Genomic DNA, 24,042 nt, shown 5'->3' with positions numbered 1-24,042 from the left:
TCATTGATTAGCGTTTAAGGGCCAGCTGAAATTGTTCCTTCGCGGAGTGAAAATCCGGATTGGCAGGATTATAGCTGATAGCAATATCTATTTCTTGAATGGCCATTTCATGATCACCAAGTAAACCAAGTGACTGAGCCTTATGATGATGATATAAAGGATTGCTCGGATCGTTAGCAATTGCGTTCTCAATCGCCTCAACTGCCTCTTGATGCCGGCCAAGTGATCTCAAGCTGTTCGCCTTATGGAATGAGAAATCATACCGGGCAGGCTGCTGTTCCAGGAGCTGATCCATAACTTTGACCGCTTCCTCATGCCTGCCCAACTCTCTTAAATAATTGGATTTATGATAGCGGAAGAAGCTTTCGCCAGGATCGCGTTCTATCGCTTTGTCATACTCTGCTAATGCTTGCTCGGATCGCTTCATCATTCGGTAGGCATTTGCGGTATAGAAATAGAAATCAAGGTCATCCGGATCAATAGTAAGTGCCTGTTGATAGGCTGCCAGAGCTTCGTCATATCTCCCGAGTTCCCCTAAGAAGTATCCTTTATAGTAATAGAAATCTGAATTATTACTGTCCACTTGCATTGCATGTTCCATAACCAAACTTGCTTTCCGGAAATCCTCTGCCCGAGCTAGCTCTTGAGCGCTTTGAATACTTGGATGAATCGTTAGCTTTTCTTTATTGAGAATACGGATGACCCTCTCCTGACCCAGCTCTTCTGCATGCTGCAACGATGATTTCCCGTCACGATCCGGCAAATGAACATCCGCTCCAGCATCCACCAACAACTGAATAATATCGGAGTATAAACGGCCACCATTCCCGAGAATTACTGCCTCCAGCAAGGCAGACCATCCCAGATTGTTCATATGGTTAACTGCAACACCTGCTTCCAAGCATTTCTGAACAGTTCTTAGATACCCCTTCTCGCTGGAGGGAAGCAGTGTAGTTCCCCCAAAACGATTTACACTGGTTGTATCCGCACCTGCGGCAAGAGTTAAAGACAGAATCTCATGAAATCCATTGGCACCGGCACACAGGTAGGGTGATAACATAGTGATATCTCTTGCATTCACATCACTGCCTGCTTCAATCAGCTTTTGAGCGAGAGGAATATGATTTTTTTGCGTTGCCGCCATCAGCGCAGTTCGGCCACTGGCATCCTTATGATGAACATCGGCACCACGAGCCAAAAGCTGTTCTACGGCAGCTAAATCCCCGCGATCCGCTGCTTGAATTAAATCTTCTGACAGAGTTTGATTAGTCATGGCTTAGCTCTCCTATTTCTTTTTATCAATTATTTATTCGGATTGCAGCTTGTTCGCTGGGTCACGAAGGTCTGAAAAATGCTTATAAACAAATAATCCTGCCACCATCAAGTAGGCGTATACGAACGGCATAAGTGAAGCTTGAGCAAATCCAACAGTCGGCGCGTGAATGATTCCAAATAAAGATAGGCCAGACGCGATTACAGCAAAGACAGCAGCCCGCAGTGGTTTATTCAGGATAGAGAAAATAGTGATGGAGCCCCAAATCAAGCTGCTAAGCGGTGCACCATTTCCTAAATGCATCAGGCCGTTGTAATAAACCCCTTTGCTTAATAAGAGATCAATCCCCACCTTGGAAGCCGAAGTTTCAGCCGCATTAAAAATGTTGTTCGCAAGCGTTAGAGCCCAGTTGGCGATCCATGGGAACAAGGTGATAAAGATAACGGGCACTTCATTTTTAGGTGTCTCTCGAACCACCTGATTCGCCGTAACGACCCCGACATAGACCAGAATCGGAACAATCGCCACAACAGGTATGATAGACAACAGCAGTGCTCCTATGCCAAAGAGACAAATAATTAACATGGAGAAACCAGAAGCTATGGTATAACCAAGTCCAGCCCCAATAGATTTCCAGCCTGCATGACCAATATACACAGTTACCGGGAACGGATTACCTGTGAAAGCACCAATACTTGAAGCAACCCCATTCGTTAGCATAACGTTACGAGTGTTATAAGGGTCTCCGGCAGCATGTGCGCTCTCAATATTTTCAAGGTCAAAAATATAATTGGCCAGTCCCAATGGAATTGCAGAAGCCAGGTATGGCAAGGCATGCGGAATCCCTTGAATTAAGCTGGTAATATGCACCTCTGGTGGATTAAACCCCAGGGTTGAAAGAGCCGTTGTGATCGCTTCTGGATTCTGCAAACCAAATATCCAAGCCAGCGCGGTTCCAGCAATCAGCAGCAGAAATCCTGTAGGAATTTTTTTGAATATCGGCGATTTGCCAAACCAGTTAATAAAGATGATCACAAGTACAACAAAAGCAACCACAGGTGTTTCAAAGGATTGCAGCATCGGGTTCATGGCCAGCAATAACAATCCAAGTCCAGATAAACAAGATAAAAGTACGGTTCTTGGAATAACCTTGCGCAGCACATCTCCCAGAAATGAGCCGACAATAAGGATCAAGGCTTCGAACAAACACCATACGAGACCAATTTGCAGCGCAAATGATGCATCATTGGTTTCTCTAAATACGGGAATTAACACTAGAAAAGTTACTGTAAAAATCGATGGAGCACTAGGCCCTGAAGGTAATGCGGTTATATCCGTTCGGCCTGTTTTTTTGGCTAGCTGATATCCAAACCAGCCATAAGCAATACTTGCGATAAAAATCGCGAGTCCAAACGCAGGAACGACTCTGCCGTAAACCATACCTTCCGGAAATCCTACTACAAAAATTAACAATGAAATCATCGTAAGCAGATTGGTTAAATTGTTAGCAAGCAGCCCGAAAAACGCGGCCCAATCTCCCTTTTTCCAGAACATCTTCATAAATACTTGATCCATAATAAATCTCCCCCTAGATCGTTAGCGCTTACATACCAATGGCTTATGAAGCCCTCAGACCCTTGAATAGGCCTGAAGGGCGGGTGGTTCTATGAATGCATGCTCTGGCTAAAAGCGAGAATGGCTTGCTCGAAACACTCGATTGGAGGATGAGTGATTCCGGCTCCAATCATTCCGATGCCCGGATCCTTATGGGCAATAGCCGTGTTGATCACTGGCATAATGCTGGTTTGACCCACTTTACGAATATCGATTCCAGTAGGAATTCCGCGGAAGTTCAACAAAGGAATCGTCACATTTGGATTCTCCGTCGTAGTGATTTCCTTCATTTTCACAGAATAGTTCATGGCATCATCTACGGTTCCCCCAACTAATGCTACAATCGCCGGCGCGGTTGCCATGGCGAAGCCACCTATACCATACGTTTCGGTAATCGCACTGTCTCCGATATCGAGTCCCGAGTCTTCCGGCTTATACCCTGCAAACATCGGTCCGACAACCTTTTGCGCAGGACCGGTAAACCAGGTATTGCCTGGCATTCCACTGACACGAATACCAAATTCCACGCCATTGCGGGCCATCGTTGTTACGATGGTGCTATGCTCGATGCCATGGGCAGCATCAAGTGCACATTTACAAAGAGCCATCCAGGTTGGTCCGGAGAAATAATCACTCATTGCCACAAAGTCGAACACTTCGATTTTCTGCTCATTAGTAAAATCTGTTCTCAGGATAAGCGGCGTTAATGCCTGAATCAAAAGAGTCGTTCCAGCGTTGTTGCGGTTATGGCATTCATCTCCCATATGGAGCGCCTGTGATAACATGAGCCGCAGATCAATGCCGTTCTCAGAGAACTTCATCGCCTCACGCAGCATCGGTCCAAGCACATCTCTCATCCAGATCAAACGGGCAACGACCGTTTCATCGTTTGCACCCATCCGCAAGATTTTCGACAGTTGCTCACTAAGGTTCGTATAAGCGATGTTGCCATACGTATTATTCTCTACAATGTGCATGAACATAGAGGCTGAGGTTACCCCTGCCATGGAACCCACACAATTATGCTCGTGACAAGGGGAGAACGTAATCTCACCTGATGCCGCTAGTTCGGCAGCTTCATCGAGATCCTTCGCCAAGCCCTCAAAGACCAAAGCGCCGGTAACTGCACCTTTCATGGGACCACTCATCTTATCCCAAGTAATCGGAGGCCCTGCATGTAATATCGTAGTCTTAGTCATCCCGGGTACGACGTTGATCGCTTGATCAAAACCAACCAATACCGGTTGTGAATTCACGATTCGCTCTACAGCCAGCTTGTTGGCAGCCTCAATTTTTGCAGCAATCCCCTCTTGCTCTAACGCATCCAGTGCAGCAATTAATTCGGGCTTACCTCCACCAGGTGGCTTCCATTCCAGATGGGTTACGTTGCCTTTTTGCTTCAGGATATCATCCTTGAACATTTCTAGGCCGACATTGATAACGTGAAGTTCACTCTTAAATAACTCATTGATTATGCTCATGTTATACTCCCTTCTCTACAAAACCTCTGGCAAGAAGTCCTGCATTCGTATTACTGCTTGCATAGGTAACGTCCGCGGATACCAGCTTATCAAGCTGTTCTTGGACGGAAGGTGTATCCAGATCGGTTCCAAGTACATAGCCAACAATCTCCAAATGTCTGCCTTCTTGTTCCGCTGCTTGCTTAGCCTCAATAATTGCAGGCACCATAACACCTACTGGATCCACATGTGATCCATAGCCTAATACAAAATCCATAATGATCACGCCCACCGCCGGGTCCTTCGCTTCCTGCTTGAATCTGGCAATCCGTGAAGAAGGATCAATCATCGGATGTGGTTTGCCGTTAGTGAACCCATCATCCCCAAAGTCAATAAACGTATGCGCTTGGCTGATATGGATATCACCCAGCTGATATTCCGGATCTTTTGGAATGTTGCTATAGACATCGTCGTATTTCTCCATCGCTAGATACATTGCTTCATCACATAAAGTACCGCCGCAGAATAACCCACGAATATACTTCTGTTCTGGCTTCAGCTTGACCTTAATCTCTTCAATCAGCGGAAGGTTTAGCGGATGCTTGTCAATTTGACTCTCATCTATGCCGGATAGAATTACCGCCTTCAGCGCGGCCTCTTTGGTTGTTTTGGCAAAATGTCCACCTGCCTCCAGAACAGCTTCCTCCGTTCCTCCGATAAAACAGACCACGACAGGCTTATGCATATTTTTGATTTCATTCAGCACTTTTTGTTCCACACTTTTGGCTGGTGGCTTGGAAATCAACACAATGACCTTAGTGGCTTCGTCTTCGTTAAGCGCTTTCATAGCATCAAGCATCATTACTCCGCCGACACGTTCACTTAGGTCTCTGCCGCCTGTGCCAATCAACTGTGAGATGCCTCCGCCAAAATCGTGAATCCGCACGCTGATTTCCTGACTTCCTGTGCCCGATGCACCCACGATGCCGATATTGCCTTTACGAACCTTATTGGCAAAACATAATGCCATATTTCCAATGATCGCGGTTCCGCAATCCGGCCCCATCATCAGCAATCCACGCTCATGTGCTATTTTTTTTAACTCAATTTCGTCTTCTACGCTTACGTTGTCACTGAACATCATGACATGGAGATTATTCTCCAGCGCTTTTCTTGCTTCTCTGGCTGCAAACGCTCCGTTGACTGAAATCACTGCAAGATTAGCTGCTGTCCTATTCTTCACTGCCGACTCAATTGTTGGATATTTAAGCTCTGTACCGCCAACTGCACTGTCTTTTTTAATAAACAGCTCTTCGATTGCTCCAAAGGCAACTTCAGCCAGCTCAGGGGATGCTGCTTTGATTACGATCATCAGGTCACTATTCTTAGCTTCCTCTAGCTCAGGGGTTATCAGCCCTACATTCGCTAATACCTCTTTATTCATTTGAGTAGCCATTGCGATAAAAGCTTGTTCGACACCCTCTATTTGATTCGCTTTGGTCGACAACGACATGAGCGAGACGGAATCAAAGTATGTGTTTCTTTTAATTACTATTTTAGTCGACATATCTTACCTCCAACGTTGTTCTAGATTAAGATCCAAACCGCTAATGATCCCCAAGGCAATATCTGTTCCGGAAGAAGAACCTATATCCAGCACTGCCGATAAGCCAAGAAGCATATTTTCCTTACTCTCATACATGAGCGAATGCAGCATCTGACCCATTGACTCTCTCACCTGACCCCAAGCCGCTTTTTTCAGAGCCATATAGCTTATTTCATTCGTTAATTCAGCTGCTTCGTTCACGACTTCCCTGCACCACGGCTGGTATTTACTAATAGGACTCTGAGGCAGATGGATCACAGCAAACAATCCAACTAAAAAATCATCTCCCGACGGAGTCAGACCTGGGCCTAATCCCATTAGTCGAATTGCATAAAAAGCAGCATCTTCCATGCTGTCATTCGCCAAGGCATTCAGAAGACCTGAAGATCGCTCTTCCAGCAGCCGCATCGTTTCTCTCTCAAAGCAGCTAGAACCCGCAAACTGCTTCATACCGCCTGGTTTTCCATAGCTATTGATATAAGCTTTTGCCACTGCCAAATTATCTCTTAGCGTCTTTACTTCTTTTGGAAAAATAGATAGAGAGCTCTGCCAAACTGTCAGTTCCTTGATCGATATTGAAAGCTTAGTGCCAATATATAATTGATCATTCTCCGCAAAAACTTCTTCTCCCACAACCAGTCCAAGAACCGAAAAACTACTAACCTCTGTAATCAAAGTATTAGGCGCATTATCTACCCTACTGCTCGCAATGGTATATAATTCATCAGTTGCCTTGCACCTTACATTTATCGTCCGCTCAAATATGCTGTGTATATTTCCGGAAAATCTTGATTCTCGAATCCGATGAAAGAACGCGCTATCACTGGATATCCCAGCTTTTAAATAAGAGGTACACTTGCTCTGAGAATACTCCGTTTGATCGCCCCCTTGAGAAGGAAGTAGATAATGGTTTGGTCACTTATTGTCAGGTTATCCTATATAGAAAGCGTTCTCATAAAAAAACCGTAACGGTTGATGATGAATGATAGAAGATGTTACACTCAGTTCATAAAATTCCAAGAATGATAAAGATTGAGTTGCTTTCTGTGTGAAAAAGGATATTTTTGTGAAATATATCACAGTTTAACGGTTAAACGTTACCTGACACCCTTATTGTAGTCCTCCGTACACTGGGGGTCATCATACAAGAACACTAAAAACAACAAGTAATCACTATGCACATTGCACAATGGGTGATGATGAGAGGTGTGAATTGATGCTAACGATAAAAGATATCTTACAAATCAAATCCATCGAAGGCATAAAGATCGTTGCGGGGCATTCTGGCCTAAACAATCAAATCTCCGTAGTTAATATCATCGAGAATCCGGACGTATTTGACTGGCTGACCTCGAACGAGCTGCTTTTATCCACCGGATATATCTTCAAAGACAGCACGGAGCTGCAGAACAAATTCATTCATGAGCTGGTGGAGAATAACTGTGCAGGACTCTGCATCAAAATGAAGCGATATTTCGATGCTATCCCGCAGAACATGATCGAGCTTGCTGATAAGCATGGACTTCCGCTACTGGAGCTCCCTTTTGAATACACCTTGTCCAGAGTCATTGCGATCATTAACGAAAAGACCAACGCGGATTACGATGCAGTGAACCGACGTTCGCTCGACCTTCATAATGCGCTCTTCAAAATCGCGCTCGAAGGCGGCGGTATTGAGCAAATATCGGCGGAATTGTCCGATACGATCCATAACCCTGTTCTTATATTAGATAGAGACTGGAACCTACTCTGCTATACAGATCATAAGGATAACCCATCTCCACTTCAGGAATTCCTGCCACTGGTGAAGAACAGGCCTGTTTTTCCACCAGAGTTCACGGTAGCTTTCCCAAAGTATATTACTGAAATCAAAAAATCCATCAAACGCACCTACTATTCTCAGGGACAGCCGTACAAGTGCTGCATTATGCCGGTTTCTGTATCCAGTAACGCTTACGCGTATATCGTCGTTCTGCAAACGGTACGCAAGCTGGTTGAATTTGACTACACCGCGTTAGAGCATGTATCCACGATGCTTGCACTGGACCGGATCAAAGCCAAGGAAATCGAAGAGGTAAAGCATAAAATTAGGCAGGACTTCTTCGACGACTTATTAGCTGGCAATATTACTTCAACAGAAACACTGCATTCCCTGTCTGCTATGCATGGGCTCAAAGTTAACTATGCGTATTACTGTACAGTTATCCATATTGAAGCTACACAGCTGGAAAACTACACGGACATGGTTTATAGAAAATACGAAATGGAGTATATGGTCAAAAAATGTGTCAATTTGATCTATGGCTTGTCCAGTAATGCAGGTGGAGAGCTAATCTGTTACTATCGCAATCAGCAAATCATCATCTTGATCGGCAAAAATGAAAATAAACCGCCAATTTCCGTAAGCGATACGAAAGCCTTTGCTCAAGAGGTGCTGCAGTTGCTGGCTCAGGAAATGACTAAAAATCATTTTCTCATCGGCATTGGCAGTCAGTATAAGACACTTGCTTCGCTCCATAGAAGCTTCTTCGAGGCCCAGGAAGCTATGCGGCTCATGCAGCGGTTTAATAAAGACAGCCGGAGCATTGCTCACTTCGAGGATTATTCTGTCTATCATTTTCTGGATTCCAATATTAAGCCTACGGAAATGGAGACATTCTTTAACAAAGTTCTGGGAGGCATCCATGAACATGACCAGACGATGAACACGAGATTCATGTCTACCTTGGAGTATTATTTTATGTACAATCAGAATGTAACCGAAGCCGCAAAAGCGATGTTTATTCACCGCAACACCTTTATTTACCGGATTGATAAAATCAAAGATTTGCTAAATATAGATCTGAAAAACTCAGATGAGTTATTCGAGATTCAACTGGCACTTAACCTCTATCGATTGCTGCAAAGGGGTTAAAATAACGCAGGGTATTCCCGGCAACCATTACTCTAGTTGCACTGGAATACCCTTTTTTTCATAACGTCATAGCACGTCCATATCTTGCTAAATATTCTTCCTTCTCCTTATAATCCGGCATTAGGCTTCCAACCCGTCGCCAAAAGGAGCGATCATGGTTCATATGCAGCAAATGACATAACTCATGGATGATCACATAATCGATAACCTCCACGGGAGCCATGGCCAGACGATAGTTAAAGGTTAGCTTTTTATCGGAACTGCAGCTTCCCCATTTGGTCCTGGACTCTACAATTTCGATACTCTTAGGTTTTACTCTAAGCTGCGTCTGGTACCTAGTGATCCGCTCTCCTATAAGCTTCTTGCAGCTAGAGAAATAGAACTTTTTCAGCTTTAACTGAAGTTGTTCTTCACTTAGCTCCGCTGTCTCTATAAGCTCATGCAGAGAATAATATTTGCCTAGATACAGGAACTTTCCTTCATCTTCGTACGCTCTGATCATCTTTGGCGTTTCACGAGCCGCTTCGAGACTTTGCAGCTTCTCCACAATCATTTTGCCATTACGCTCAACCACACTTTTAATCGTCTCTTCAGATGTTTTCTTAGGTACCTTGAGTGTTATGCGCCCTGACGAATCTATATGAATGGAGATTTTTTTCCCGTTTCCATATTGAACATTAAACTCGATCACCTGATTGTCGTAATCAATCTTCATACCCACCATCGTTTCTATAAGATTATTCGCAATAAAAAAGAAGAACGCACCTAGGCGTTCTCCTATTTTAACACGATTCCTCAATACACCGGATATCCCGCTACAAACATTGCCAAGTAAAGTATACTACCCACAACAGATATAACAGTAAGTGCAACATCCTTCGGCTTTTCATTAGTAAGCGCAACGGCTGCAAAAGCTAGCGGAAAGGCAACAAGCAAATAACGCGGGGCTGACAGCAGCCAGGTAGCTCCCACTACGAAAGCAAAATACACGATAAAATAAGCAGTATAGGATGGCCGTAGTTTTCTTGCTCCCATAAACATGATAATTAGTGCTGAGAATATAGCGATTAAATTGGGCAGCCACATGCCGAGAAAAGAACGGCTATCTCCACTTTTAAAGGTGCCCACCGCATATTCCATCTGATATCTTACGGTATCGAAAAAGAGATAGAACTTCTGTGACCAATGCTCCCTCTGGTAAATACTGAACTGAAAAGCATTTCCCGTAACATAGTAGTTGATGTAAAGATAAGCCAGCAAACCCATCGAAATGATAGCAAGACAACCAATGGCGGTGGTCAGCTTATGTATAAACGCTTTTTTATCTAGTAATTTATAATTCCCTATAAGTTCCCGTGCAAATTCAATCGCAACCGGTACAATCAACAGCACCCCTGGAGAACGCGTATACGCTGCGAGTGCACCGCATAAACATCCGATGAGCCATTCTTTTTTTCTCACAAAATATAAACACAACAGCGATAAGGCCAGAAATAGAGATTCGGTCATTGGGATGAAGAAAAAGAACGCAGCCGGAAATATAAAAATATACTTCACTACTCGCATAGCACTCTTTCGATGCATGTCTAGTGCGGCAAGCTCATAGGCGACCAAGGCAGCAACAAGCGAGCAAATATTAGAAACGATGAATCCAGCTACGAGATAATTCCCTACGAATACTTGAACTACTTTAATTAGATTTGGAAAAAAAGGAAAAAAAACAATATGGTATTTCGGATCTCCCTCCGTCACATACCAATTCTCCGCGATGCCCAAATAATGTGAAGCGTCGATCCCCGATATATGCCAGGTCTCAGCTATTTTGTTAAACAAACCACCGGAATAGCCATTCTGTATGATCAAAAATATATACCCGATAATCATAAGCAAGACCCTACTAGCCACTACCCAGCCGATAATATATAGCCAAGCCTGCTTTCTGTCCCGTGTTTTATTTTCCAAAGTTACTTCAGGCGCTGGATTTGTCAGAACAAAATCTGTCAAAACAGGTATAGTACGGAGTCCCAATAATATAAAAAGTACGAAACAGGCCACGGAAGCAAGGGTACCCATCATAGTCCAACTAGTGGTCGAGTTTACCCAGAAAATAGCCGTCACCATCATAATGAACATGAAGATGAAGGAAATGATTTTGTCGTGCTTTTTCATTTGAACCTCCAGAGATAAATTCTTACAATAATCTAGTTAAAAAAGGAAAATATTACGCATAGAAATATAATAGTCTCTGGAAATTTTTTTGTAAATCATTTCTTAGATCATCATAGATTCTAAAAAAAGCCTATGCACTGAAATGCATAGACTGTATGTATAGCACTATTTTAACAACTCTAACACGCCTTGAGGCTGTTGATTAGCTTGAGCCAACATGGCTTGTGATGCTTGAGATAAGACATTGTATTTGGTAAGCTTCATCATTTCCTTTGCCATATCTGCATCTCTTATTCGTGATTCAGCTGCTGTTAAGTTCACTTCGTAATTGGTTAGGTTATTATGGATATGTTCTAATGCATTTTGATACGCGCCGTACATTGAACGCTTGGATGAAACGGTATTTATAGCTTTGTCTATTTTCGAAATCGCTAATTCGGCACCTTGTCTAGTTGAAAGATCTATATCCGCAATTCCCAGAGCAGTAGTTCTAGCATCTGTTAATTTAACAGCGAAGTTATCCCCAGAGTTTGCTCCCACCTGAAGATTTACTGTTTTGTAATCATATGTGGTACCAGGGTTTGATCCGTAAGATACATTGAAATTGGTTATTCCAGTTGTAGTTGAAAAAGTGTAACTTCCGTCATCATTACTAATAATGTTATTTAATCTATCCGTAGAGCCCCCACCATTTAGATTAACATTAGCCAATTCATTTCCCTGTGGATCAAAAATGGAAAGACGATAATTATTATCTACTATTCCTCCAACGATGTAATTCCCATCTTTCATTTCTGTAATGCTAGTAAGTTGACTGGAGTTGGAAGTTTCATTTGAGATATTCTTCTCCCACAATACGTTTCCACTACTGTCTAGTTTATAGATTAATCCACTAGTTTTAGTAGAGTCGTTATAAGAACCAACAATTATGGCCCCTCCATCACTGGTTGCGATGGCGCGGTAACCTTCATCATCCCCAGCAGCACCGACTCGTGTGTCCCATAACGGATTTAAGTTACTATCATATTTCACAACCCAGCTTGACTTATCGGTATAAGAACTGTTTAGTTTGAGACTTGATGAACCAATAGCCAAATAACCGCCGTCAGCAGTTTCAATAATAGAATTAAATTCTTCGCTTCCATAGCCAACAGGATTGGATTGTGAAGAACCCACTATCGAGGTGGATTGTTGCACACCACTACTATTAAATTTAGCCATAAGGCCATCCCAATTTTGAATACCGGAACCCGTCCCTGCCACAATAAAGGAACCGTCACTAGTCTCAATTACTTCATTCCCCATAATGGAGTAGACGCCAGATACCCCTGTACTCCACTGCTCATTCAAATTCCCATCCCATTTAATTATATTTATCCTTTGATCGGAAATTGCCCCTGCTGAGAAATCATTTCCTAATAAAATATAACCACCATCACTAGATTCCTTAATACTATACACATCCATATTAGGAATTGCTTGTGACCAAACCAGATTACCCATACTATCTAATTTGAAGGGATTATTACCGGGAATTCTTATTCCGACGTAACCTCCATCTGAAGTCTTAGATAAATCTCTGGCAGGTATGTTAGCTGTCCAGTTCGTACTTATATTGCCCTGTACTGGGGTAATATTCGTGTTTACTTCGAGGTCATTATTCAATAAATGAATTCCATTAAATTGAGTGTTATTAGCAATATCATTTATCCCAAGCTTTATCTGCTCAACTTCTTTTTGAATCAATGTTCGATCAAAATTTGTTAAGGTATCATTTGAAGCCTGTATTGCAAGCTCCCGAAGTCTTAGCAGATTAGGATCTTGTATAGTTCCAAGTCCACCCTCAGCAGTCTGAATTAGTGAAATACCATCCTGTGTATTCCTTGCTGCCTGAGATAATCCACGAATCTGTGCTCTCATTTTCTCAGAAATTGCTAATCCTGCAGCATCATCTGCCGCTATATTTATCCGAAGTCCAGAAGATAACCTCTCTTGTGAACTTGTAATAGATTTATTATTTTTATTTAATCTGTTCAAACTATTTAAAGACGTGATGTTGTGACCGATTCGCATTTAATCACCTTTCAATTGTTAGTATCTTCTATATCGGATAGTCCTTAGTAATTTTTTAGGTCAAATTACCCGTGTCTTAAGGCCTCGCCTTAAATTCCCACCGTCCCCCGCTGAAAAGTTGAATATTCACATACAAAAACGGCGATCTATCACCGGTTAAGCACCGACAACAGATCACCGCTAAAATTCTGACTAGATCATTATCATTCAAACGGATAAATCCAGAAATGTTCTGTTCCAAAACGAGCTTGGATCTCTTTATCATTTAAAGGTTTGCTGCCCAACAGCTCAGCAGCCTGGAATTGGGAACGATGCGCCTGAATGGACGCCATCTTGTGCTTGAGGAAATCTCTCACATCATTGATAACCTTTGGCTCCCCAATCTCTACAATATTATTAGCAAAAGCTATACAGTGAACAGGAGGTCTTTCTTCCTTCGGCAATCTTGCAACGGTTCGGATCACTGCAGCTCCAGTAGCATCGTGATCAGGATGAACGCTGTACCCTGGATAGAAAGTGATGATCAGCGAAGGTTTAAGCTCTTTCAAGAGCGCATCAATCTGCCCATCGAGCAAGACTTGATCTTCGAATTCTATCGTCTTGTCGTGAAAACCAAGCATTCTTAAATCCTGTATGCCAATAGCCTCGCAGGATTCCTCCAGCTCCTTCTTACGTATTTCCGGGAGGGTTACCCGATTCGCAAAGGGCGGGATGCCCATATTTCGGCCCATTTCTCCAAGCGTTAGGCATGCGTAGGTAACTTGGGTCCCATTTTGTATATGTTTGGCAAGGGTACCTGATATACCGAAGGCCTCATCATCCGGATGTGGCAAAATAACAAGAATATGTTTTTCCACAGAACTCTTCATCTCCTCTTCCATTAGAACGGCTCTCGGCTTAATTGTAACGATACGATCAGTTTGCCTTGAGCATCATGTCCAGCCATAATCAATCTGCCTGTCTCACTCTCTTCATAGTGAGTTAGCCCTTCCGAATAAACCCAGCCCTGCGACATTTTTAAGCCGACCCGATAAGGACCGTTGCCGGAAATCGAACCATGGGAATATCGAATAATAGCATTGGTAATAAAAGTAGCGGCTGGATGCTTCGAACTATCTAAATGGGCAGCGTAGGCTCCCGTTGTCATCTCAAGATGGATATATAGATCCTGATCTTTAAGCAGGTCGATCCTATCTTGTACTTCCGATTGATTGATTAGCTGCAATGTTGCGCCTCCGTCTCTGACTGAATATATACATACAAAAAATAAGATCCATACCTTATAGAAGGACGGATCTGTTATATGATAAGCGGGTCCGTATTTCTTTTCAAAGTATAACGTGCAATGCTATGTAATTCAATGGATAGAGCGATCCCCTCCAAGTGTAACAGTAATGGACTGGCTTTTTACTGTTCACCTGAAGGGGATAATATCACTAAGAGGTTATGCAGTTTATATTAGATCACAAACTGATCTAACATCTTTACGATGACTTCACGCTTTACAGGCTTGCTGATATACTCGTCCATCCCGGCAGCTAGACAATTTTCGCGGTCACCCTTCAAAGCATTAGCCGTGACCGCGATGATGGGCGGACATTTCTCTTGATGCTCATCTCTTAACATCTTCATAGCCTCTATGCCGTTCATAATGGGCATGTGAAGATCCAATAAAATAAGATCAAAGGGTTCTTTCCGTGCTGCTTCAACCGCATCTATGCCGTTTGTTACGGCGATAACGCTGTGACCCATTTTTTCGAGTATTTTGGTCAGTACTAGCGCATTGATAGTGTTGTCTTCAGCAAGTAAAATTCTTGCTTCACGTGCGGTATGAAGCTTGTTAATGTTAGCCTCTTGGCGAGGGATTACCACTGATTTCTTGGGCTTGATTGTGAAGGTAACCGACGTACCGCTCTTGCCGTCACTCTCCGCATAGATCTCACCACCCATCATTTCGACAATTCTGCGGCTGATGGCAAGGCCAAGCCCCGTACCTTCATGTCTCCGCATCATAAAGCTATCCACCTGCTCAAACGGTTCAAAAATATCAGTAAGTCGATCAGGATCAATTCCAATGCCAGTATCGGTTACCGTAAAGGCAAGCAGGGAGGGATCTTCCTTTACAAGCCTAACTTTTACCGATATGCTGCCCGCCGGTGTGAATTTCACAGCATTGCCTAGCAGGTTCAAGAACACCTGCTTCAAGCGTTCCTCGTCACCGTAAATAAATTCCGGAACGTCATGATTTATGATGCTGGTGAGCTCCAGATTTTTTTGTTCAGCTTTTATTGCGATAACAGAAAAGCTGTCCTTGAGGCAAGTTCGCAGATCGAATGTATCCTCTTGCAGCTCGCTACGGCCTGCCTCAATTTTTGAAAGATCAAGGATATCATTGATTATATTGAGCAGGATTCCTCCGCTTTTGCGAATGATTTCTACATATTCACGTTGTTCTTCATTAAGCTCTGTTTCAAGCAGAATATCAGTCATGCCGATCACCCCGTTCATGGGAGTGCGAATTTCATGACTCATCATAGCCAGGAACTCACTTTTAGCTCTATTCGTGGACTCTGCGGCTTCCTTAGCTAGCGACAATTGCCTTTGCTCGGAAATGTCCTTGCATATAAGGTAAAATCCGATATTATGATTGTTCACATAAATGGGTGCAATACTGGTGAGCACTTCAACTACTTCGCTTTCCTTAGTGACAAGCTTATTGATATACTGCTCAACCGTATTATCGTAAAGGGCTCTTTCCAGAATGCGCTGGACATTCTCTTCTCCAATCAGACTTGCAAGCTTCATCCCGATCAACTCGGACTCGATGGCGTAGCCCGTTATCTTTTCAGCCATACTATTGGTGTTAATGATTCGACCATCAAGGTCAAAGGAAATGACGGCGTCATGGTTGTATTTTTTAAGCGACGTATACCGTTCAACAGACTCCTGAAGGCGTTGCTCGGATTCCTTTTGCTTTGTAATGTTAACGATTTGGCAAATGAAATATGCTGGCTGATTCGACTCGTCGCTGAATAAGTGGAGAGTAAGCTGTCCCCAAATATAATCTCCATTTTTTGTGATAAACTGCTTTTCCATCTGCAATCTTGTTTTCTCACCCAAGAGTGCCTTTAAATCATGAAGGTTGCCGAAATCTTCGGGGTGAGAAAGGTCTTCTAACCGCATACCCTCAAACTCTTCAGTGGAATAACCAAAAGTCTGTTCAAAGGCCGGGTTTACGGTCAGAATCAAACCATTTGGCGCTAAAAGGGCGATCCCAAAGGAGGCGTGATTAATCACCTGTTGGTTGAACTGTTCCTGGTTTAGATTTACGCGATGCATAGCGACCTCCATGGATGATGTGATTTTTGCGTGAAAAAATAGACCTTCTAATTAGAAGGTCCTATTTATAGCTTATAGTCTAATTTACCCACTTTGTTGTTAATTGAATCCGTTAATTTAACGGGATCGAATAGAACACTCTGGACCCCTTATTGTTCGTATACCAAATGATTTTGTCCCCACTAATAATAGGACTGCACTCTGATAAGGCAAAATACTTGATCGTTTGGATGTCGCTAGTAGCTTTTCCCGCTCCATCTATAAGAACATATTTCAGGTCAACCGGATGATTCTCTTTATCAAACTCCTGCCACAGCACCATCATTTTGTCGTCTGTGATTTTTACTAGTTTAGGGATGGACGCGATCAGGTTCGTGCCTACATATTTAGCCAAGGTGATGTGATTCACCGAAGTACTGCTCAGGTTGGACTTGGGCAACACACTAAGCATGACATCCCTTTGGTCCGTTTCTAAACCCACCATCTCATAAGATGTATACTCTTTGACTAGTGAATGATCTACCGAATTCATAGCGACTATATAGTTCGCCGAGGACAGCTCAAATCCGCCTATAGAAACACCCGTCGCGTTCGCTCCGATTTTGCCGGGAATATTAAATAAGTCTACTTCGTTATAACTGGCTCCGTCTCCTTTATTCAGAACAATCGAACGAGGATAAGCGTCACCATGATCGACTAGAACATGCGTAGCACCATCAAACAATACATATTGGTCAAAAGAGTGACTGACATGATTCTTCTGGAATCTTCCCAGATCATTGGTCACGGTCATGGATTTAGTATTTACGATAATGGTAAGCTGGGATTGATGATTTAATTTATCTTCTGTCGTGTATCTTGTACGTGAGGTGTGAAATACAAGCGTATCTCCAGCCTCAGCCATACTACCGGAGCCTGAATCAAACGGGCTAACGGTATAGCTCTCCCCACCCTTTATGGAGACACTGTCTACTCTATTGAAGCTTTTATCATAACGGACAATACGAATGACTTCTTTGCTATCATTCTCTTCGCGGTTCTCTTGGCCAAAAGCAATATAGTTATACTTCTCCCCACTAAAGAAGCCACCAAACACCGGAAGCTCAAAAGGAATGCTCTTATTGCCTGTTAGTTCGTACTTCTCATTGTACGTTTCAATCGTAAACTCTTTGTTCGCCTCAATAACACTTACAGTCCCATCCTTATTATTCACAAGATAAGAAGAGGCCGTACTTTTCCATCTAGGAAAATAAGAAGATTCCCCGTTACTCTCAACTACAGCCGCCGTCTTTACCCGGTAAGCATGATCTGGGATTTTGGAGAATAACGATATGCGATCAGACTGAACGTCAAATTCAATATCGAACGGGATTTTACCCGCCAAATCTCTCAACTGAAAATAATTGTTATCATCAATATTGTACGCCGTAATAGACTGCAACTGTCCATTGACCAGCACCTTAGAGTTGGAAAGCGTAGCTGCATAATTTTTATTGCGGCTATAATAGTTGCTCGTAGTTTTCTTTTCGGGCGTATAAGCTTGTCCAGTTATGATCTCAATCGCATTGTTCGCTTTATTCCAAGTGATATCAAACTGGCTGCTCGTTCCCGAGAAATACTCTGCCAAATCGCGTAGTCTGAAATAATTGTTATTCGATATGTTGAACCCATTCAGGTTCCGCTGTTCTCCATCAAAATATGTACTGCTCTCTGTTACCTTAGCCTTCACCATATTGCTCGCAAAGGTTGTAGTGCCGAGCGCTGGTATAACCAGTAATACAATTAGCAAAACACTAAAAATCCTCTTCATCCAACTTCCCCCCATTTATATATAAATAACAATACTATAATTTTTATCGGTATTTTATTCGTATTCCTCCACCACATAACTTACAAACGCCAAGCGTTTACTATCCGGAGACCACGAATTCACGTTAATCGTACCTTGTCCTCCAAACAATTGTACTAGTGTGCGATAATCTCCTCCCGTGCTTGCCATCAATCGAATCTCAACATCCTTATTCGCAGGGTGATCGCCAGGATCTACATCTCCTTTGCGGTAACTCAAGTAGGCAATCGTCTGCCCATCTGGCGATACATGCGGGAACCAGTTATTACTCTCATCAAAAGTCATCTGTGTTTGCTCAGTGCCATCGGCATTCATTCGCCATATCTGCATCAGCCCTGTACGCACCGAGTTGAACCATATATGTCCCCCATCTGGTGAATATTCAGGCCCATCATCCAGCCCAGGCGAATCCGTCAGTTGTACCTCTACTCCCCCGTCTACTGGAATGGTATAAATATCATATTGACCATTGCGCTCTGCACAGTAAGCTAACTCAGCACCGTTTGGAGACCAACCATGTAAATAACTTGGAGCATTCGGTGTAACTAGAACCGGTTCGCCACCCTCCATGGGAAGAATATATATACGAGATTTACCATCTTCTTTCGTATGGTGACTAATTGCGATCTTAGTGTTGTCAAAAGACAGAACATGATCGTTATTACATTCCGCAGCAAACCCCGAGTCAATTTGAACAAGCTCACAGGTTGCGATGTCGAACGAATAGAGACAACCTCGACTATTATAAATAAGACGCTTACCATCGCTAGTCCAATTGGGTGCCTCGATTAAATAATCAAATGAGCGGAGGGCAGTACGCTCCCTAGTCTGTACATCTACGATTTCTAATGTGCTAATCACTTTCATTGTCCTCTCTCCCATCGTTAAAATATGTACATAACCCACTTCGACAGCTATTCTAAATCCCCTTTCTTTCTTGGTAATACAATTATAAAGACAAAAAGATCCGCCTCGAAGAGTTCACTCCTCAAGGCAGATCCATAATCATCTTATAAACGTCCAGCCGCTTTTACTTTTACCAGCAAGGCATTACCCGGCAAGTATGCAATCGGAATATCCTCAGACAATACGATCTGAACGGTATCGCGATCTGCACCGGCTAGAACAGCTTGCTCTATTGCATGGCTGCGGGCATCTTCCTTAGCTTCATCATAAGACATTTCGTCCAGGGAATAAATCCGCTCTGTCTCCCCGCTCACCTCACCTAACGCAGCGCCAATCGCATTTGCAGCATCATAGTGATCCGGTCTTACAATCCGTGATACACCTTCAAGCTTGTCTGCCACAAGAATACTTCCGCCACCGACCAAAATGACGTCAACAGGATCTGAGCTTGTCTTCATCCGATCAATCGCTTCCTCGATATCCCGCGTAATGATCTCATCTGCTCTCTTGCAGATCGATTCATCAAGTGCCTCAGTCTGCGCATCTTTCCACTCGTATCGATTAAGCTTCACCGCCACATCGGTTGCTGTGAGCGTATCACCACCAAAGATGAGACCGCGCTTCAATAGCTCGTACCCCACGCTATCCGGACCCACTGTTACCTGATCCTGCGTTTCATCCAAGCGAACGATTGTACCGCCGCCGATCCCGATCGATAAGATATCCGGCATGCGGAAGTTCGTGCGAATCCCGCCAATCTCAACCGCAGCGGAGGATTGACGCGGGAAGCCTTGCATCAGGACGCCGATATCTGTCGTGGTGCCACCGATATCAACAACAAGTGCATCATTCAGACCTGACAAGTGTGCCGCGCCCCGAATGGAATTCGTCGGACCGCAAGCAATCGTCAGAATCGGGTAACGAAGCGCATATTCACTGTACATCAGTGTTCCATCGTTCTGACAGATGTATAGGCTCGCGTCAATTCCATAAGTGTGAAGCGCCTCTTCGAAGCCCTTTACGACTCCAGCAATGACGTTAAGTAATGCGCCGTTCAGCAACGACGCGTTCTCACGCTCGAGCAATCCAATACTTCCAATCTCATGAGACAACGTCACAGGCATATCTGCGCCAAGTACTTGCTTCGCTAGTTCTTCGACACGTTTCTCCTGCGAGGTATTCACTGGGGAGAACACACCACAGATCGCAACCGCTTCGACTTCACCCTTCATTTTCAAAAAGCAGTCTAGAATCTCTTCTTCATCCATTTCAACAATCGTGCGGCCATCATATTCATATCCACCATGAACAACATAAGCATGTGGGCAAACCGTTGCCTTAAGTGTATCGTCCCAATCCGCAAGTGGAGGAACCGCAGTTGTTGCCGGTGCCCCGATTCGAATCAAGCCGACTTTCCCCAAGTGCTTGCGCTCTACAATAGCATTCGTACAGTGCGTAGTTCCGAGCATTGCATAACGAATCTGCGCCGGATTCACACTACTCTCTGCTAACAAACGACGGATGGATTCAGTAATGCCTTCATTCACATCACGTGTGGTATGCACTTTTATCGTATGAATGGTGTTTAGCTTGGAGTCGAGCAAGGCTGCATCTGTATTTGTCCCGCCGACATCAATCCCAATGCGGTATATTTCTTCCATGTTGTCTACATTCGTATGAGACATTACTCTGCTCCCCCTTTCTCTGCTGCCAATTGTTCAATTGGAACATAAGGTGCATCATAGCCAAAATATTGTGGACCTACCGTCTCGAGGCCCTTTGGTGAACGCCATTTCGGATCACAAGGGAAACCAACCACACTAACCCGAGCACCGTATTTCAAATTCTCAGTCGTGATTGGCATACCGGTATCCTGGTCAAGCACAGAGATCAGGTCAGGAGTAATAGCAATTGAATGTCCATCTTCTGTGGCAAGAAGGAACTCATTCTGGAAGAACAAAGTCATCGTACGTCCCTTTTTAGCATCTGTACCTTCGAAGATCGCTTCACCGCGTGTAAATCCGCCTTCTGTACGACGGCGAATGTCTACTGCCTTACCCTGGAACAACGCATATCCATTCAGCTGCTTCAGCAGCATTTCAATTGGATTCTGCTTCAATTCCTTGGACTCAAACAATGTTTTTCCAATTTCATACGCAAGCGTCAAGGTATGTGGAATTGCACTTTGCTTTACCTGCGCTCCAGTTACCGGATAATCACAAATCGAAGCTGATCCGCCCATTTGAATCGTAACCGCACGCGCCATCCGCTCTTCCCAAACACCGTCGATCGCATGCATAAGCACACCGTTGCCGCGTTCATCTGCCATCGTAATCGGACTGCAGTCAATACCGTCCAAGTAGAATGTCACCATTTGCGATTCTGGAAAAGCCCGTCCCATGGCATCCGCATCTACGATAGGAATATTGCGTTCCGCAGCCGTAATTACGGGAACCAGAGAGTTACCGCCACCGACCTCAATCGGCATAATGGCGCTCACCTTGCGGTCCAGCTCTTTCTCAATCATATCCAAAGGCTTGATCATTTGCTGAATCGAAGGAATCTTCTCATTCATAACCGTAGGTGCGCCAATCATGGATATAGGAACAACCAATGCATCGTCCTCCAGATCCTCAGGACTTACTAAACGAACAGGACCATATTTGCGAATAGCTTCCATCGCCATCAATTTACCAATATGCGGGTCACCGCCCCCGCCTGTTCCAAGAACGGCTGCACCAACAGCAATGTATTGCACCGCTTGTTCATTTAATTCTGTTAGTTTGTGATTTCTCATGTTGTTATCCCTTCTTTGTCATGATTTTGCCGACAATCCACTGCACGATAAAGGCGAACATAAACGCATCTAATGCCGGTACGCTCGTGATTTGGAACCATCCAAATCCATCTGGCGCTGCGGTTGTCATAAAAGCGAACAACGTAGCTGCAACCCACACCGCTAAGGAGCGAATCACCCAGTTCTTATTGCGATCCAGACCTTCAAAAGTGAATTTCTTTCGATCTACAAGCAAAAATTCGGACGTGTAGATCCCCCCGATTGGAGAGACAAACACCGTAATAATATTTAGGAAAGATAAAAACTTATCATAGATGCCAAATACGGCAAGCAACGTAGCAAAGATACCTGCCACAATAGTAATTAGCTTTTTCGGAACCTTTTGGAACACGACAGAGAACCCTAGCGAAGCAGAATATAAATTGTTCGTGTTTGTCGTCCATTGGGCAAGGGTTAAGACGATAATGGCTGGAAGCCCAAGTCCTAGCGCAATGAAAATATTCGTCAGATCATCTGTGTCCATAATTCGAGATAGGAAAATAGCTACAATCGTCATGAAGCTGTTACCCACAAAAAAGCCGATAAAGGCCGCGGTTATAGCATGCTTCGGTGTGCGCGCCCAACGAGCGATATCCGGTGAAAGCACCGTGCCGACAATAAAGATACCAATAACAAGCGAGATCGCTGTCCCCATCGGGATCGCTGCTCCGCTAATCGGTTCCCACACGGCTGAAGCTCCTTTGGTGTGGAACGCGGAATAAATAGCCACTCCGATAAACAAAATAAGCAATGGTACGGACCAGGTGCTTAGTCGTTCAATAGATTGATATCCCCAAATAGCTGTCGACATCATTAGAAGCCCACCTATGAATGAAAGCACCCCTAAGGACAGATGAATATCCCATAATTGACTAAAAGCAGTCTGCATATTCGAAGCGAAGAAGCCGACCTGCACCCCAAACCAACCGAGTGAGAAAATACCGAGGATAACCGCTACGACACGTGCACCCACATTTCCGAATAGAAACCGAGAGATCATCGATGTCGATAACCCTGTTTTCGCCCCTACATACGCACATAACGCTCCGATCACCCCTAGGATTAACGAACCGATTATTGTTGCTGTGAGTGAATCCGTCAGATTCATTCCATTGCCAAGCTGAGCACCCAAGAACATCGCTGATAGGTCAATTCCGATGGCGATCCAGACTAGCGACATAGATAGCCATTTTTTACGCAAATGCGCTGGAACCGGCTCTCTCTCAAAATCCCCCGAGCTAAGCTCGTTCCCCTTTACTTCACTTACTTCTGCCATTCTCCCCATCCCCTTGTTGTTATCTTCTTCTGTAGCGCTATGAGGACGCACCTTTCCAATACATTTCAAACGCATGGTTTAGCTTACGCTCATAAATTCCCTTAGAAGTGTAATAGAAATACTGCATGCTTAATCCATCCATCAAGTTGAGAAAAGCATCTGCGAGAAGCTGCACGGATTGATCGCGAATTATGCCCTCTTCCATTCCTTTCGAGATGAATTGTTCAATGATCTTCGTCAGCATCGCGTCGGACTCTAGAAATGCTTCCTCAATCGTTTCCTTTAAGAATGCCGGTGGGAATACCACATACCTCAGTACAATTTTGCTTGCTTCAGGGCTCTTCTGATAGAACTCATACTGTCTAGACAATATGCCTCGTAGACTTTCCTGCGCACTCAATACTTTCTGCTCTTCCGATAGCTCTTGAATATAAGTGTTATAGGACTGCATAGCCTCACGAAAGACCGTCATAAACAAATCTTCTTTATTCTCAAAAAAGGCATAGATCGCCGGAGTCTTCACGCCAACTTCCTTCGCAATTTCAGAGAGAGCCGTACCCTCGTAACCCTTCTCTCCGAATAGTCGCATCGCTACTTCTTTCAACTTGTTTTTGGTCAAGACATTCCACATCCCTTACTTACTTAATTAACGTTAATTAAAAAACACTATACATCTTTATGCATAATAATTCAATGTTTTTCATAAAAAAAATAGCCCTCAATACAT

General features: G+C 43.8%; 18 protein-coding genes. 1 reads left to right on the top strand and 17 read right to left on the bottom strand.

The window, feature by feature from the left end:
• Window positions 1-7: 7 nt before the first annotated feature.
• The 5 genes from MKX34_RS03885 to MKX34_RS03865 all read right to left on the bottom strand — a co-directional run bounded on the left by MKX34_RS03885 (window position 8) and on the right by MKX34_RS03865 (window position 6,628).
• Complete coding sequence (locus MKX34_RS03885; RefSeq protein WP_063829824.1) at window positions 8-1,273, bottom strand: tetratricopeptide repeat protein; 1,266 nt, start codon at window positions 1,271-1,273, stop codon at window positions 8-10.
• Window positions 1,274-1,306: 33 nt separating this feature from the next.
• Window positions 1,307-2,848, bottom strand: coding sequence for a hypothetical protein (locus tag MKX34_RS03880; protein WP_036684876.1), 1,542 nt, complete (start codon window positions 2,846-2,848; stop codon window positions 1,307-1,309).
• A gap of 89 nt (window positions 2,849-2,937) precedes the next feature.
• Window positions 2,938-4,368 carry a DUF1116 domain-containing protein gene (locus MKX34_RS03875; RefSeq protein WP_076296210.1) on the bottom strand — a complete coding sequence of 477 codons (1,431 nt, stop codon included), beginning with the start codon at window positions 4,366-4,368 and terminating at the stop codon, window positions 2,938-2,940.
• A 1-nt stretch (window position 4,369) separates the two neighbouring features.
• Window positions 4,370-5,914: an acyl-CoA synthetase FdrA gene (fdrA, locus tag MKX34_RS03870; protein ID WP_076296209.1), complete on the bottom strand. Its 1,545-nt coding sequence runs from the start codon at window positions 5,912-5,914 to the stop codon at window positions 4,370-4,372.
• Between the two features lie 3 nt (window positions 5,915-5,917).
• Window positions 5,918-6,628, bottom strand: a complete 711-nt coding sequence (locus MKX34_RS03865; protein WP_081383834.1) for a DUF2877 domain-containing protein — start codon at window positions 6,626-6,628, stop codon at window positions 5,918-5,920.
• Window positions 6,629-7,169: 541 nt separating this feature from the next.
• On the opposite strand from MKX34_RS03865, the gene MKX34_RS03860 reads away from it, so the two are divergent.
• Window positions 7,170-8,867 carry a PucR family transcriptional regulator gene (locus MKX34_RS03860; RefSeq protein ID WP_076098694.1) on the top strand — a complete coding sequence of 566 codons (1,698 nt, stop codon included), beginning with the start codon at window positions 7,170-7,172 and terminating at the stop codon, window positions 8,865-8,867.
• Between the two features lie 58 nt (window positions 8,868-8,925).
• On the opposite strand, the gene MKX34_RS03855 is transcribed toward MKX34_RS03860, so the two are convergent.
• From MKX34_RS03855 to MKX34_RS03800, 12 genes are all read right to left on the bottom strand, one after another.
• Window positions 8,926-9,582, bottom strand: a complete 657-nt coding sequence (locus MKX34_RS03855; RefSeq protein ID WP_038574107.1) for a SprT family zinc-dependent metalloprotease — start codon at window positions 9,580-9,582, stop codon at window positions 8,926-8,928.
• An 80-nt stretch (window positions 9,583-9,662) separates the two neighbouring features.
• Window positions 9,663-11,036: a hypothetical protein gene (locus MKX34_RS03850; RefSeq protein ID WP_076098695.1), complete on the bottom strand. Its 1,374-nt coding sequence runs from the start codon at window positions 11,034-11,036 to the stop codon at window positions 9,663-9,665.
• Between the two features lie 165 nt (window positions 11,037-11,201).
• Window positions 11,202-13,109: a flagellin gene (locus MKX34_RS03845; protein ID WP_076296208.1), complete on the bottom strand. Its 1,908-nt coding sequence runs from the start codon at window positions 13,107-13,109 to the stop codon at window positions 11,202-11,204.
• Between the two features lie 203 nt (window positions 13,110-13,312).
• Entirely contained in the window at window positions 13,313-13,966 is a 654-nt protein-coding gene (gene bshB2, locus MKX34_RS03840; RefSeq protein WP_038574105.1) for a bacillithiol biosynthesis deacetylase BshB2, read from the bottom strand.
• Window positions 13,967-13,989: 23 nt separating this feature from the next.
• On the bottom strand, window positions 13,990-14,334 hold the full coding sequence (locus MKX34_RS03835; RefSeq protein ID WP_036684865.1) for a YojF family protein: 345 nt from the start codon (window positions 14,332-14,334) through the stop codon (window positions 13,990-13,992).
• Window positions 14,335-14,567: 233 nt separating this feature from the next.
• The gene (locus MKX34_RS03830) at window positions 14,568-16,448 is read right to left on the bottom strand and encodes a PAS domain S-box protein (protein ID WP_076098697.1); all 1,881 of its coding nucleotides are present in this window, start codon (window positions 16,446-16,448) and stop codon (window positions 14,568-14,570) included.
• 112 nt (window positions 16,449-16,560) lie between these two features.
• Window positions 16,561-18,258 (bottom strand): hypothetical protein, encoded by a 1,698-nt coding sequence (locus MKX34_RS03825; protein ID WP_076296207.1) that lies wholly within the window; start codon window positions 18,256-18,258, stop codon window positions 16,561-16,563.
• Between the two features lie 54 nt (window positions 18,259-18,312).
• On the bottom strand, window positions 18,313-19,164 hold the full coding sequence (locus MKX34_RS03820; RefSeq protein WP_256715502.1) for a transporter: 852 nt from the start codon (window positions 19,162-19,164) through the stop codon (window positions 18,313-18,315).
• Window positions 19,165-19,307: 143 nt separating this feature from the next.
• Entirely contained in the window at window positions 19,308-20,888 is a 1,581-nt protein-coding gene (locus tag MKX34_RS03815; protein WP_076296206.1) for a hydantoinase/oxoprolinase family protein, read from the bottom strand.
• Window positions 20,888-22,000, bottom strand: a complete 1,113-nt coding sequence (locus MKX34_RS03810; RefSeq protein ID WP_076296205.1) for a DUF917 domain-containing protein — start codon at window positions 21,998-22,000, stop codon at window positions 20,888-20,890. The genes MKX34_RS03815 and MKX34_RS03810 overlap by 1 nt, the downstream gene beginning before the upstream one ends.
• A gap of 4 nt (window positions 22,001-22,004) precedes the next feature.
• Window positions 22,005-23,315, bottom strand: a complete 1,311-nt coding sequence (locus MKX34_RS03805; protein ID WP_042184919.1) for a cytosine permease — start codon at window positions 23,313-23,315, stop codon at window positions 22,005-22,007.
• Window positions 23,316-23,352: 37 nt separating this feature from the next.
• Entirely contained in the window at window positions 23,353-23,934 is a 582-nt protein-coding gene (locus tag MKX34_RS03800; RefSeq protein WP_076296204.1) for a TetR/AcrR family transcriptional regulator, read from the bottom strand.
• Window positions 23,935-24,042: the final 108 nt, after the last annotated feature.

The sequence above is a fragment of the Paenibacillus sp. FSL R5-0636 genome (genome assembly GCF_037974255.1).
Lineage (GTDB): Bacteria > Bacillota > Bacilli > Paenibacillales > Paenibacillaceae > Paenibacillus_AQ > Paenibacillus_AQ odorifer.
This window is presented reverse-complemented; position numbering and strand designations above follow the sequence as displayed.

What these genes read in the sequence shown, in the direction of transcription:
- MKX34_RS03885 (WP_063829824.1), bottom strand. Translation starts at nt 1,273, where the DNA reads ATGACTAATCAAACTCTGTCAGAAGATTTAATTCAAGCAGCGGATCGC.
- MKX34_RS03880 (WP_036684876.1), bottom strand. Translation starts at nt 2,848, where the DNA reads ATGGATCAAGTATTTATGAAGATGTTCTGGAAAAAGGGAGATTGGGCC.
- MKX34_RS03875 (WP_076296210.1), bottom strand. Translation starts at nt 4,368, where the DNA reads ATGAGCATAATCAATGAGTTATTTAAGAGTGAACTTCACGTTATCAAT.
- fdrA (WP_076296209.1), bottom strand. Translation starts at nt 5,914, where the DNA reads ATGTCGACTAAAATAGTAATTAAAAGAAACACATACTTTGATTCCGTC.
- MKX34_RS03860 (WP_076098694.1), top strand. Translation starts at nt 7,170, where the DNA reads ATGCTAACGATAAAAGATATCTTACAAATCAAATCCATCGAAGGCATA.
- MKX34_RS03855 (WP_038574107.1), bottom strand. Translation starts at nt 9,582, where the DNA reads ATGAAGATTGATTACGACAATCAGGTGATCGAGTTTAATGTTCAATAT.
- MKX34_RS03850 (WP_076098695.1), bottom strand. Translation starts at nt 11,036, where the DNA reads ATGAAAAAGCACGACAAAATCATTTCCTTCATCTTCATGTTCATTATG.
- MKX34_RS03845 (WP_076296208.1), bottom strand. Translation starts at nt 13,109, where the DNA reads ATGCGAATCGGTCACAACATCACGTCTTTAAATAGTTTGAACAGATTA.
- MKX34_RS03830 (WP_076098697.1), bottom strand. Translation starts at nt 16,448, where the DNA reads ATGCATCGCGTAAATCTAAACCAGGAACAGTTCAACCAACAGGTGATT.
- MKX34_RS03825 (WP_076296207.1), bottom strand. Translation starts at nt 18,258, where the DNA reads ATGAAGAGGATTTTTAGTGTTTTGCTAATTGTATTACTGGTTATACCA.
- MKX34_RS03820 (WP_256715502.1), bottom strand. Translation starts at nt 19,164, where the DNA reads ATGAAAGTGATTAGCACATTAGAAATCGTAGATGTACAGACTAGGGAG.
- MKX34_RS03815 (WP_076296206.1), bottom strand. Translation starts at nt 20,888, where the DNA reads ATGTCTCATACGAATGTAGACAACATGGAAGAAATATACCGCATTGGG.
- MKX34_RS03810 (WP_076296205.1), bottom strand. Translation starts at nt 22,000, where the DNA reads ATGAGAAATCACAAACTAACAGAATTAAATGAACAAGCGGTGCAATAC.
- MKX34_RS03805 (WP_042184919.1), bottom strand. Translation starts at nt 23,315, where the DNA reads ATGGCAGAAGTAAGTGAAGTAAAGGGGAACGAGCTTAGCTCGGGGGAT.